Raw genomic sequence first — 11,766 nt, forward strand, 5'->3', positions numbered from 1 at the left:
GATACAGTCGGTTACCAAAAGGCGGGGGGAGCAGCGAGGGGGGATGGAACTATCGCGTCGCGCGCGGCCCGACGGGTGCGGGCGCGACGTGGGTGACGGACTGCGCCAGCATTCAGGCTCCGTCGGTGTAGACGCTACGTGCGTCGTCGATGCGATAGTGCTGTGCCATCAGGTGGAAGCCCGAAGCTTGCGGCTGCACCGAAGTACCCAGCGCGGCAACGCGATCCTGTGCGGCGATCTTGGCTTCGGCGCGTTGGATGTCCACCGGATAGTTACCGTCCTGGCCCGGACCGACATGGAAGCCAGCCTTCTCCACACGGACCAGATCGGCACGGACTTCCGCGCGCGTCAGCGGACCATTGTTGTCAACGCTTTGGGCGAACGAAACAGCCGGAACAGCCAGGGTGGCGGCGATCAGCAGGGTGCGTGCAAGTGTTTTCATGATAATTACCTCTCTTTGGGTTGGTTGCCTTTTGGCGGAGATCATCAGTGCGATGAACTTGTACGTAGTATTGGCCGCGGGCACTGACCCAAGACTGACCGAATCATTACAAAATCGTCAGCGTATGATTGGGCGTTCCTAACGAGAGCCGAGACCAAAGGACCGCCGCAATGCTGATTCGCCGCCTGGAACGACTGATCGATCCGTTCCGCTACCTGCCCGATACGCAGCCGCCAGACCGCATCTGGCCGTTCTATCTGCACTTTCTGCGCGAGGTACGTGGCGTGATGACGGCGCTGCTGTTCGTCGGACTGATCGGCGCGTTGGTCGAGGTGGCACTGTTCAGCTTTCTCGGGCGGCTGGTCGATCTCGCGCGCGAGGCGCCCGACGGCGCGTTCTTCTCGCGGCATCGCAACGAGCTGCTGTGGATGGCGTTCGTCGCGATCGTGTTCCGTCCGCTGATGATCTGGCTGCACGATGTGCTCGTGCATCAGGTGATCAATCCCAGCCTTGCCAACATGGTGCGATGGCAGAACCATCGGTACGTGCTCAAGCAGAGCCTGTCGTTTTTCCAGAACGACTTCGCCGGCCGCGTGGCGCAACGCATCATGCAGACCGGTTTCTCGCTGCGCGACTCCGCGGTGCAGACCGTGGATGCGCTATGGCATGTGATCATCTACGCGGTGAGCGCCCTGCTGCTGTTCGCGGAGGCCGACTGGCGGCTGATGATTCCGCTGGTGCTGTGGATCTTCGGCTTTATCTTTGCGCTGGTCCGGTTCACGCCGCGCGTCAAGGAGCGCTCGGCTATGGCGACGGAATCGCGGTCGCGGTTGATGGGCCGGATTGTCGATGGCTATACCAACATCACCACGCTGAAGCTGTTCGCGCATACGCACCATGAGGAAGGCTATGCGCGCGACGCGATGGCGGACCAGACCGACAAGAGCCGACAGGCTGGCCGCGTGATCAGTTCGATGGATGTCACCGTGTCCATCATGAATGGCTTTCTGATCGCGGGCACCACGGGCGTGGCGCTGTGGCTGTGGAATCGGGGCGAGGTGAGCACCGGTGCGATTGCGCTGTCCACCGGGCTGGTGATCCGCATCAATAATATGGCCGGCTGGATCATGTGGGTGGTCAATGGGATCTTCGAGAACATTGGCTCGGTGCAGGACGGCATGAAGACGATTGCCGTGCCGCGGCGCGTGGTTGACCGGCCCGATGCGCAACCGCTGGCGATCTCGCGCGGCGAGGTGCGCTTCGAGAACGTGGCATTTCACTATGGCAAGGGCGGTGGCGTGATCGATGACGTTACGCTGACCGTCGGGCCCGGCGAGAAGATCGGTCTCGTGGGCCCATCGGGCGCGGGCAAGTCCACGCTCGTCAATCTGCTGCTGCGGCTTTATGACGTGGAGTCTGGGCGAATCGTCATCGATGGCCAGGATATCGCCACGGTCACGCAGGAGTCGCTGCGCGCGCAGGTGGGCATGGTGACGCAGGACACTTCGCTGCTGCATCGCTCGATTCGCGACAATCTGCGCTATGGCAAGCCGGATACTACCGAGGCGGAGTTGCACGAAGCGCTGCACCGCGCGCGTGCCGCGGACTTTATCGACGATCTGGTCGATGGCAACGGGCATCGTGGGCTGGACGCGCTGGTGGGCGAGCGCGGCGTCAAGCTATCTGGCGGGCAGCGCCAGCGCATTGCGATTGCGCGCGTGCTGCTGAAGGACGCGCCGATTCTGATCCTCGACGAGGCCACGTCGGCGCTCGACTCCGAGGTGGAGGCCGCGATTCAGGAGAGCCTGGAGACGCTGATGCAAGGCAAGACCGTGATCGCCATCGCGCACCGGCTGTCCACGATCGCGCGCATGGACCGGCTGGTGGTGCTCGACGGCGGGCGTGTTGCCGAGACCGGCACGCATGCCGAACTGCTGGCGCAGGGTGGGCTGTATGCGCGCCTGTGGGCGCATCAGACCGGGGGATTCGTGGGCGTCGACTGAGGTCCGCGTGGGATTCCACTGACAGCGCTTCGCGGCGCGACCCGGCTGCCTTCGCGCACGCACGGCTTCTATGCTGAACTTGAATGCATAGAACGAGCCAGCGCCATGGACACCCGCGCGGATCACACCGCGACACCCCCTTCCCTTCGAGAAACTATCGACCGTTACGCGCCTGACGCCAACGCGCCGTTGCCGGGCGCCGGCCAGACGCTCGAACGCTGGCGCCTGCTGGCGCGCGTCGGGCACGCGCATGGCGCGGTGGCGATCAAGCTGTTCGAGTCGCACCTTGACGCGCTGGCGATTCTGGCCGAACTGGCCGCGGCACGGCCGGCAGTACGTCCGGCAACGACGACGCGCTGGGCGGTGTGGGCGGCCGAGCCACCGTTTGCTACCGTGGACGCACAGCCCGGCGAGAGCGCGGATAGCGCGCCCGACGCGCTGCGCCGCGACGCGGGGCTAGCGTCCGACGCCCAGACCGTGCCTGTCCGCCTTACCGGCCGCAAGGCATGGTGCTCCGGCGCGCGCGAGGTAACGCATGCGCTCATGACATGCCGCGACTGGCATGGCGCCCGCCGCCTCGCCATCGTGGCCATCGAACCGCGTGCAGCCGGCGCGGTGGAGACTACTGACGAAGGTTGGGCCGCCGTCGGCATGGCACGCACACATAGTGGCGACGTACTGTTCCGCGAAGCACCGGCCCTGCTGCTCGGCGATGCCGATGCCTATCTGAACCGGCCGGGGTTCTGGCAAGGCGGCGCGGGCATCGCCGCGTGCTGGTATGGCGCGGTACTTCCTTTTGCGGACGCGCTGCGGGCCGCATTGAACCGCCGCGCCGACCCGCATGCCGCCGCGCATCTCGGCAGCATCGACGGCCAGCTGCGCGCGGCCGCCGCCTTGCTGCGCGACGCTGCCGCATGGATCGACGCGCATCCCGCCGACGACGCCATGGCGCATGCCCTGCGTGTACGTACCGCCGTGGAGGCCGCAGTCCAACACACGATGCAGCATGCCGGCAATGCGCTCGGCGCCGGCCCGCTGTGCCGCGACGCGCGCCTTGCCGCGCTTTACGCGGACCTGCCTGTATTTGTCCGCCAGAGCCATGCCGAGCGTGATCTTGCGACGCTCGGCGCGCAGCTTGCCGCCGATGGCATGACGGGGTGGTCGCTGTGACCCGCGCGATGAACAACATCGGGACCGCTCCCAAAAACACCGAGTTCGAAGCCATCTTCGCGTTGCCCGATCCGTGGGGGTTCGAATCGCTGTGGTACGAGGCACGCAAGCGCGAACTGCTGCTGGCCGCGCTGCCGCACCGCCGCTATGGACGCGTGTTCGAGCCTGCGTGCGCGAACGGTTTGCTGACCGACGCGCTCGCACGACGTGCCAATGAAGTGCTCGCCATGGACACAGTGCCGCAGGCAATCGCCCTGGCCGAGCAACGACTTGCAACGCATCGCAACATCACGCTGCGCGTGGGCACGCTGCCGCGCGATTGGCCCGCGCAAACGTTCGATCTGATCGTGCTGAGCGAATTCGGCTACTACCTGTCCAGCGATCAATGGCAACAGGTGGTCGCACGCGCCGCGGCGTCGGTCAGCGAGGATGGCGTGATTGTGGCCTGCCACTGGGCGCGGCCGTTCGAAGGCCGTACGTTGTCCACGCGCGTGTTGCATGCCTGCGTCGGTCGGCAATCGGGTCTGCATCGCCACGCCCATCACCTGGAGCCGGATTTCGAGCTCGACGTGTGGTCACCGAACCCACGTTCGCTACGCAGCCGCGAGGCGTCCGCATGATCGGCGTTGTGATCCCCGTGCATAACGAGGAGGCACACCTCGAAGCGTGCCTGCATGCGCTACGCGAGGCCGCCCTGCATCCCGGGCTCGAAGGCGAACCCGTTACGATCGTGGCCGTGCTCGATGCGTGCGGCGATGGCTCGGCGCTGATCGTCGAGCGACATCTGGGACCGTCGTTGGCCTGCCTGACGATCGATGCGCGCAACGTTGGCGCGGCGCGTCATACGGGGGCGGAGTATCTGCTTGCGGCGCGTGCGCGCTGGCTGGCATTTACCGATGCCGACAGCCGCGTGGCGCCTGACTGGCTGGTCGCGCAACTGGCGGAGCGTGCCGATGCGGTGTGCGGATTGGTGACGGTGGACGATTGGAGCCACCACCCCTCGCTGGTAGCACGACGGTTTGCCGCGCACTATCAACGTCGGCACGATCACCGGCATGTGCATGGCGCGAACTTTGGTGTGACAGCGGACGCGTATGTTCGCGCGGGCGGGTTTCCGGCCTATGCGGCCAGCGAAGATGTTGCGTTGGTCGAGCGGCTGCAGGCCATCGACGCCCATATCGCGTGGAGCGCGGCGCCGGAAGTCGTGACCAGCAGCCGGGCGACGGGGCGATTGCGTGGGGGATTTGCGGATTTTCTATGCCGGCTGCGGGAAGAAGCGGCACCGGTCGTCAGCGGCCTGCCGCCTGCTGTCGAGCCTTAGGTCGTCCCGCGCTCCACGATCCGAAACCCCACATCCACCACCGGCTCCGCCACCGTCGCGCCATTGCAGCGCTCCAGCAGCAAGCGCGCTGCCAACGCGCCGATCGAGGCGCCGTCCACCTGCACCGTCGTCAGCGGCGGGTCCATATGCGCGGCGAAGTCCGCGTCGCCGAAGCCGCAGATCGCCAGGTCTTCGGGCATGCGTAGCCCGCGCGCCTGCGCTTCCACCATGACACCTTGCGCCAATTGATCAGAGCTGCAGAAAATCCCCTCGATGCGTGGGTCCTGCTCCAGTAACTGCGTCAATGCGCGGCGCCCGAGTTCAAGGCTGCTCGGTGCCGGCACCACAGCAGTCGGCACATCATGCCCGACCGTTGCGATAAACCCCTCCCGTCTCACCGATGCACGCTGGTCGTCCCCAGTCGCGATGCCCAACCTCCGCCGGCCCTGATTCAGAAAGAACCCGGCCACAGCGCTGCCCACCTTCACATGCGAGAACCCCACCGCCATATCCACCGGACGGTCGCTGAGGTCCCACGTCTCCACCACCGGAATGCCTGAACGCCGCAATCGATCGCGTGACACCTGCGAATGAATCAACCCGGTGACCACAATGCCATCGGGCCGACGGCCGATCATCGTGTTGAGCAACGCTTCCTCGCGCGCATGGTCATAGCCCGTCTGGCCCAGGATCAACTGATAGCCAGCCGCGTCGAGCGCATCGGTCAGTGCCTTTACCGTGGGCAGAAACTGCGCCACCGCGATATTCGGCACCAGCGCGGCAATCATCAGGCTCTTGCGCGACTTGAGCCCACCGGCCACGAGGTTCGGAAAGTAGCCCGTGACTTCCACAGCCTTCCGCACACGCGCGATGGTCTTCTCCGACACCATGCCGGGATTGCCAAGCGCGCGCGACGCGGTGATCAGCGAAACGCCCGCCTCGCGCGCCACGTCGTGCAGCGTCACGGATTTGGGTGCCTTGTTATTGCTCATGCCAATGACTCATGCGGGGTCTGACTCAGGGTAATTCTCTACGGTGACCGTGTCGGAACCGGTTGACCGAGGTAAATGACAACGTTAGCATCTAGTCCGTTGTCTGTCTGCCGCGCGACCCAATGAGCAGCGCGGAACGGCGCCGATTATACGCGCGATGTGCTGTAAAAGCGCGGCACAAGCCCAATCGACATGCCTTTCGCGCCAATTTGCGTGACTAAATGACAACGTTGTCATAGTGAATCACTTAAGAGCTTGCCAACCATGACCCTCTCGACCGCCACCGCCACGGACTCCATCGCCTGGATCCGCCTGTCCTCGTGTTACCTGCCGCTTGCCACGCCGATCAGCGACGCGAAAGTCCTGACCGGCCGTCAGAAGCCGATGACCGAAGTCGCCATCCTGTTCGCGGAAATTCGTACCGCCAATGGCCACGAGGGTCTCGGCTTCAGCTACTCCAAGCGCGCGGGCGGCCCCGGCCAGTACGCGCATGCGTGCGAGATTGCCCCCGCCCTGCTTGGTGAAGATCCGAGCGATATCGCGCGCCTGTGGGACAAGCTGTGCTGGGCCGGTGCCTCGGTGGGCCGCAGCGGCCTGTCGACACAGGCCATCGGCGCGTTCGACGTGGCGCTGTGGGACCTCAAGGCCAGGCGCGCGGGTCTGTCGCTGGCCAAGCTGCTGGGCTCGCACCGCGATGCGGTGCGCTGCTACAACACGTCCGGCGGCTTCCTGCACACGCCGCTCGACCAATTGAAGGTCAATGCGGCAGCGTCGGTCGAGCGTGGTATTGGCGGTATCAAGCTCAAGGTGGGCCAGCCCGATGGCGCGCTCGATATCAAGCGCGTGTCGGCCGTGCGTGAGCACCTCGGCGACGCGGTGCCGATCATGGTCGACGCCAACCAGCAATGGGACCGCCCTACCGCGCAGCGCATGTGCCGCACGTTCGAGTCGTTCAACCTCGTGTGGATCGAGGAACCGCTCGACGCCTATGATCATGAAGGGCATGCCGCGCTGGCGAACGCCTTCGACACACCGATCGCGACCGGAGAAATGCTGACCAGCGCGGCCGAGCACTGGGACCTGATCCGCCATCGCGCGGCGGACTACCTGATGCCCGACGCGCCGCGCGTGGGCGGCATCACGCCGTTCCTCAAGGTAGCGTCGCTGGCCGACCATGCGGGGCTGATGATTGCGCCCCACTTTGCGATGGAACTGCATATCCACCTGGCCGCGGCGTATCCGCGCGAACCGTGGGTCGAGCACTTCGACTGGCTCGAACCGTTGTTCAACGAACGGCTCGATATTCGCAATGGGCGCATCGTGGTGCCGACGCGCCCCGGCATTGGCGTGAGCATCAGCGACCAGGCCCGCGCCTGGACGCGTGAACACGCGGAGTTCGGCGAACACGCCTGACACCTCTATTCCCACCGAGATCAAAACAACACCGGAGACAACGATGAAGAAGCTGCTTGCAACCGTCTGCGCGGGTATCGCGCTGTGTACCTCGATGGCCGCTCAGGTTGCCTATGCGGCCGCTTGGCCCGAGAAACCCGTGACCATGCTGGTGCCGTTCCCACCGGGCGGCTCCACGGACAACATCGCGCGCATTCTCAGCGCAAAGTTCGCGCAGCAGTTTGGTGGTAGCTTCGTCATCGACAATCGCCCCGGGGCGGCGGGCATGATCGGTGCCGCGATGGCCAAGCGCGCGCCGGCCGATGGCTACACGCTGTTCGTGTCGTCGCTCGGGCCGTTCGTGATTGGCCCGCATTTGACCAAGACCGCTGGCTACGATCCGCTGAAGGACTTCGACTACATCAGCGTGGCGGTGCAGGCGCCGAATGTGCTGGCCGTGCCGGTGAATTCGCCGCACAAGACCATTCAGGATGTGATTGCGTTCGAGAAGGCCAACCCGAACAAGATGACGTTTGCGTCGGCGGGCAATGGGACCAGCGACCATTTGACGGCGGAGCTGTTCTGGCAGCAGACCAACACCACTGGCATTCACGTGCCGTACAAGGGCGGCGCGCCGGCGCTCAACGATCTGATCGGTGGGCAGGTGGATGCCACGTTTATGAACATCAATACGGCGGTGCCGCATATCAAGGCGGGCAAGCTGCGCCCGCTGGCGATCACCAGCACGGCACGCTCGCCGATTCTGCCGGATGTGCCGACCATGGATGAGGCGGGCATCAAGGGGGTGACGGTCTACTCGTGGCAGGCCATCGCCGCGCCGAAGGGCCTGCCGGCCGACCTGAAGACCAAGCTGCACGCGGCGGTGGTGTCGGCGCTGAACGATCCGGCGGTCAAGCCCAAGCTGCTGGAACTGGGCTTCGAAATCGTGGCGAGCACGCCGGAGCAATTCACGTCGTTCCAGGCGAATGAATATGCGCGCTGGAAGAAGGTGATTGAGGTCGGGAAAATTACGGCGGATTGACAGGCTGTGTGCCCTCTCCCCCGACCCCTCTCCCTCGGGGAGAGGGGAGAAAACAAGAGGTATTTCTTGTCCCCCCTCTCCCCCAACCCCTCTCCCCTCCGGGGAGAGGGGAGCAAACAAGGAGCGTATCGCATGCCAACGCTTTGCCCCCTCTCCCTGAGGGAGAAGAGCTGGAGACACAACGGGCGAATCGCATGCCAACGCTTTGCTCCCCTCTCCCTGGAGGGAGAGGGGTCGGGGGAGAGGGTGAAAGTTAATCTACCAATTGTTTGCTCCCCTCTCCCTCGGGGAGAGGGGCCGGGGGAGAGGGCCTGCTTTAGCCGTCCTTGAACAGGAAGCTGTAGGCGTTCAACGCCGGCGCACCGCCCAGGTGCGCGTACAACACGCGCGAACCCTCGGGGAATTCGCCCAGTCGTACCTTGTCGATCATGCCCTGCATCGACTTGCCCTCATACACCGGATCGGTCATCACCCCTTCGAGGCGCGCGCACAGGCGAATCGCCTCCAGCGTGCCATCGGACGGCAGGCCATACTCCGGGCCACCATAGCGCGTGTCCAGCACCACATCATCCGCCGTGATATCGCGCCCCAAATCCACCAGATGCGCGGTGTTCTGCGCGATGCGCAGGATCTGCTCACGCGTCTGCTGCGGCTTGGCCGACGCGTCGATACCGATCACGCGATCGGCGCGGCCGTCGGCGGCGAAGCCGACCACCATCCCCGCCTGCGTGCTGCCCGTGACCGAGCACACCACGATGTAGTCGAACTTGAACCCCAGTTCCTTCTCCTGCGCCCGCACTTCCTCGGCAAAGCCAACAAAGCCCAGCCCGCCCAGCGGATGCTCCGAGCAGCCCGCCGGAATCGGATACGGCTTGCCACCCGCATCACGCACGCTCTGCATCGCATCTTCCCAGCTCGGGCGAATGCCGATATCGAACCCATCGGCCACCAGCCGCACGTCCGCGCCCATCATGCGCGACATCTGGATATTGCCAACACGGTCGTACACCGCGTCCGAATAGTTGACCCAGTTCTCCTGCACCAGCACGCACTTGAGACCCAGATGCGCGGCCACCGCCGCCACCTGACGCGTCTGGTTCGACTGGATGCCACCGATCGACACCAGCGTGTCAGCCCCCTGCGCCAGCGCATCGGGAATCAGATATTCGAGCTTGCGCGTCTTGTTGCCGCCGAACGCCAGACCGCTATTGCAGTCCTCGCGCTTGGCATAGAGCTTGACCTTGCCGCCAAGATGCGCGCTGAGCCGCTCGAGCGGCTGGATCGGGCTGGGACCAAAGGTCAGCGGATGGCGCGGAAAGCGCTTGAGGTTCATGGCAGTGCTCCCTTCGGGGGTTGGGGTGAATGAGATTTCCGATAAGCAAATAGTAGGCATTTGTTGACGAAACGTGCTTGCAAAGAACGCGCATCAGGCCGAACATAACGTGTCCCCTGCTCTCAGACTCTTTCCAAAATTCCATGGCAACGTCATCACGCGGAACAAAATTTCGTACCCTTCCGGCCGAGCGGCCAGAGCTCGATCGCACCGACAAGGCCATCCTGCGCGCGCTGCAGAAGGACGCCTCGATTTCCAACGTGGCGCTGGCCGACAAGGTCAACCTGAGCCCACCCGCGTGCCTGCGGCGGGTGGAACGCCTCAAGTCCGGTGGCTTTATCCGCGGCATCGTCGCGCTGCTGGAACCCCGCATGCTCGATGTCGGCATGCTGGTGATCATCGGTGTGGTGCTGGACCGCTCCACCCCCGACTCGTTTGCCGCGTTCGAAAAGGCCGCGCAGAAGATCACCGGCTGCATGGAGTGCCACGAGGTGACCGGCGAGTTCGACTACTTCATGATGATCCGCACACGCGACAACGACAGCTTCAACAAGCTCCATGCCGAGCAACTGCTGTATCTGCCCGGCGTGCGGCAGATCCGCACATTCATGGTGCTCAAGCAGGTCCTGTCGAATACGCAGTTGACGGTGTAGTAACGACGACGGCATTGGTACACTCTCTCGCCATGCAATCATCGAACGCTTCTACCGCCCCAACAGCTGCCCCCACCATCGCCATCATCGGCGCCGGCATCGTCGGCTGCTGCATCGCACTCGCGCTCCGCAAGCGCGGAGCCACCGTCACGCTGATCGATCGCGAAGGGCCGGCCGCAGGCTGCAGCTTCGGCAACTCGGGCGCGATCAGCGAAAGCTCCGTCGCCCCGCTCGCGATGCCCGGCGTGCTCGCCTCTGTGCCGAAAATGCTGCGCGACAAGGACGGCCCGCTGCATCTGCCACTGGCCTACCTGCCCACCGCCGCGCCATGGCTCGCGCGCTTCGTGCTGTCCGCCACACCGGGCCGCGTGGAACGCGCCGCCACCGCGCTGGCGGACCTGCACAAAGGCGCGGTCGCCAAACACGCCACGCTCACGCGCGAGGTCGGCGTACCCGAGCTGTTCCTGCAGCGCGGCCACCTGCATCTGTATCGCGACCCCGCCGCGCTCGCCGACGATGCCGCCGCATGGGAGCTGCGTGAGCGCTTCGGCTTTCGCGCCGAACGGCTCGACCGCGCCGGCATCGAGGCACTGGAGCCCAACATCGCGCCGCACTACACCACCGCGATGTACCTCGCCGACCATGCGACGATCCTGAATCCCGCACGCTATACGCAGGCAATCGCCAACGCGTTCGTCGCGCGCGGCGGTACGCTGGTGCGCGACGAGATCCGCGGGATCGCCCAGCGTAGTGACGGCGCAACCGCAACATGGACGCTCAGCGGCACACAGGACAAATATGTGGCCGATCACGTGATCGTCGCCACCGGCGCGTGGTCGCGCAAGCTGCTCGACCCACTCGGCATCGCACTGCCGCTCGAGAGCCAGCGCGGCTATCACGTGCAGTTCAACGGCACGCGCGCGGTAGTCTCGCGCACCGTGGTGCTGACCGACCGCAAGATCTTCGTCACGCCGATGGAAGAAGGCCTGCGCGTGGGCGGCACCGTCGAGATCGCGGGACTCGAGCGCGCACCCGACATGCGCCGCTTCGATGGCCTGGCCGCCATCGCCCGCGAGACGTTCGCGGGTCTCTCCAGCGCAACGACGACGTCATGGATGGGCCACCGTCCGTGCATGCCCGACTCGGTGCCCGTAGTGGGCGCCGCGAAGAATCACCCAGGCCTGTGGCTCGCCGTGGGTCACGGTCACCTTGGCCTGACCGACTCGGTCAACACCGCGGATCGCATCGCGGACGCATTGCTGCCGTCACCGCATTAAATCTCGCACTCCCCCTGCTTCGGGGGGATGTCATCGATTTTCCTCCAAATCAAAGGGTGTTTTTTCAAACGCCCTTTCGTCTTTTCTCGTTTTATAAATGTAACCAATGTTAAAAATACGGCGTTTACGCTACAGTCGGTG

The 11,766-nt window shown here is 64.7% G+C and carries 11 protein-coding genes; 8 read left to right on the top strand and 3 right to left on the bottom strand.

Annotated features, from left to right (window positions below):
• Nucleotides 1-112: 112 nt before the first annotated feature.
• On the bottom strand, nt 113-442 hold the full coding sequence (locus LDO41_RS06495) for a DUF4148 domain-containing protein (RefSeq protein WP_223983430.1): 330 nt from the start codon (nt 440-442) through the stop codon (nt 113-115).
• Between the two features lie 170 nt (nt 443-612).
• Between LDO41_RS06495 and LDO41_RS06500 the strand changes: the two genes are divergently transcribed.
• From LDO41_RS06500 to LDO41_RS06515, 4 genes are all read left to right on the top strand, one after another.
• Nucleotides 613-2,445 carry an ABC transporter ATP-binding protein gene (locus LDO41_RS06500; RefSeq protein WP_223983432.1) on the top strand — a complete coding sequence of 611 codons (1,833 nt, stop codon included), beginning with the start codon at nt 613-615 and terminating at the stop codon, nt 2,443-2,445.
• 105 nt (nt 2,446-2,550) lie between these two features.
• The gene (locus tag LDO41_RS06505) at nt 2,551-3,615 is read left to right on the top strand and encodes an acyl-CoA dehydrogenase family protein (protein WP_223983434.1); all 1,065 of its coding nucleotides are present in this window, start codon (nt 2,551-2,553) and stop codon (nt 3,613-3,615) included.
• A gap of 8 nt (nt 3,616-3,623) precedes the next feature.
• A complete protein-coding gene (locus LDO41_RS06510) occupies nt 3,624-4,235 on the top strand; it encodes a class I SAM-dependent methyltransferase (RefSeq protein WP_223983437.1) in 612 nt (203 codons plus the stop codon).
• Entirely contained in the window at nt 4,232-4,936 is a 705-nt protein-coding gene (locus LDO41_RS06515; protein WP_223983439.1) for a glycosyltransferase, read from the top strand. Before LDO41_RS06510 ends, LDO41_RS06515 begins: the two co-directional genes overlap by 4 nt.
• Here the strand turns inward: LDO41_RS06515 and LDO41_RS06520 are convergent.
• Nucleotides 4,933-5,928 (bottom strand): LacI family DNA-binding transcriptional regulator, encoded by a 996-nt coding sequence (locus LDO41_RS06520; RefSeq protein ID WP_223983441.1) that lies wholly within the window; start codon nt 5,926-5,928, stop codon nt 4,933-4,935. The two genes, LDO41_RS06515 and LDO41_RS06520, sit on opposite strands and share 4 nt — an antisense overlap.
• Before the next feature lie 264 nt (nt 5,929-6,192).
• On the opposite strand from LDO41_RS06520, the gene LDO41_RS06525 reads away from it, so the two are divergent.
• Both LDO41_RS06525 and LDO41_RS06530 read left to right on the top strand, forming a co-directional pair.
• The gene (locus LDO41_RS06525) at nt 6,193-7,341 is read left to right on the top strand and encodes an L-talarate/galactarate dehydratase (protein ID WP_223983443.1); all 1,149 of its coding nucleotides are present in this window, start codon (nt 6,193-6,195) and stop codon (nt 7,339-7,341) included.
• A gap of 43 nt (nt 7,342-7,384) precedes the next feature.
• Nucleotides 7,385-8,362 (top strand): Bug family tripartite tricarboxylate transporter substrate binding protein, encoded by a 978-nt coding sequence (locus tag LDO41_RS06530; RefSeq protein ID WP_223983447.1) that lies wholly within the window; start codon nt 7,385-7,387, stop codon nt 8,360-8,362.
• Between the two features lie 316 nt (nt 8,363-8,678).
• On the opposite strand, the gene LDO41_RS06535 is transcribed toward LDO41_RS06530, so the two are convergent.
• On the bottom strand, nt 8,679-9,695 hold the full coding sequence (locus LDO41_RS06535) for a 1-aminocyclopropane-1-carboxylate deaminase (protein WP_223983450.1): 1,017 nt from the start codon (nt 9,693-9,695) through the stop codon (nt 8,679-8,681).
• Nucleotides 9,696-9,838: 143 nt separating this feature from the next.
• On the opposite strand from LDO41_RS06535, the gene LDO41_RS06540 reads away from it, so the two are divergent.
• Both LDO41_RS06540 and LDO41_RS06545 read left to right on the top strand, forming a co-directional pair.
• A complete protein-coding gene (locus LDO41_RS06540; protein WP_223983452.1) occupies nt 9,839-10,348 on the top strand; it encodes an Lrp/AsnC family transcriptional regulator in 510 nt (169 codons plus the stop codon).
• 32 nt (nt 10,349-10,380) lie between these two features.
• Nucleotides 10,381-11,625: an NAD(P)/FAD-dependent oxidoreductase gene (locus LDO41_RS06545; RefSeq protein ID WP_223983455.1), complete on the top strand. Its 1,245-nt coding sequence runs from the start codon at nt 10,381-10,383 to the stop codon at nt 11,623-11,625.
• Nucleotides 11,626-11,766: the final 141 nt, after the last annotated feature.

The organism is Cupriavidus pampae (genome assembly GCF_914271485.1).
Classification (GTDB): domain Bacteria; phylum Pseudomonadota; class Gammaproteobacteria; order Burkholderiales; family Burkholderiaceae; genus Cupriavidus; species Cupriavidus pampae.

Coding starts and splice junctions, on each gene's coding strand:
- LDO41_RS06505 (WP_223983434.1), top strand. CDS start 2,551: ATGGACACCCGCGCGGATCACACCGCGACACCCCCTTCCCTTCGAGAA.
- LDO41_RS06540 (WP_223983452.1), top strand. CDS start 9,839: ATGGCAACGTCATCACGCGGAACAAAATTTCGTACCCTTCCGGCCGAG.
- LDO41_RS06530 (WP_223983447.1), top strand. CDS start 7,385: ATGAAGAAGCTGCTTGCAACCGTCTGCGCGGGTATCGCGCTGTGTACC.
- LDO41_RS06520 (WP_223983441.1), bottom strand. CDS start 5,928: ATGAGCAATAACAAGGCACCCAAATCCGTGACGCTGCACGACGTGGCG.
- LDO41_RS06495 (WP_223983430.1), bottom strand. CDS start 442: ATGAAAACACTTGCACGCACCCTGCTGATCGCCGCCACCCTGGCTGTT.
- LDO41_RS06525 (WP_223983443.1), top strand. CDS start 6,193: ATGACCCTCTCGACCGCCACCGCCACGGACTCCATCGCCTGGATCCGC.
- LDO41_RS06510 (WP_223983437.1), top strand. CDS start 3,624: ATGAACAACATCGGGACCGCTCCCAAAAACACCGAGTTCGAAGCCATC.
- LDO41_RS06500 (WP_223983432.1), top strand. CDS start 613: ATGCTGATTCGCCGCCTGGAACGACTGATCGATCCGTTCCGCTACCTG.
- LDO41_RS06515 (WP_223983439.1), top strand. CDS start 4,232: ATGATCGGCGTTGTGATCCCCGTGCATAACGAGGAGGCACACCTCGAA.
- LDO41_RS06545 (WP_223983455.1), top strand. CDS start 10,381: ATGCAATCATCGAACGCTTCTACCGCCCCAACAGCTGCCCCCACCATC.
- LDO41_RS06535 (WP_223983450.1), bottom strand. CDS start 9,695: ATGAACCTCAAGCGCTTTCCGCGCCATCCGCTGACCTTTGGTCCCAGC.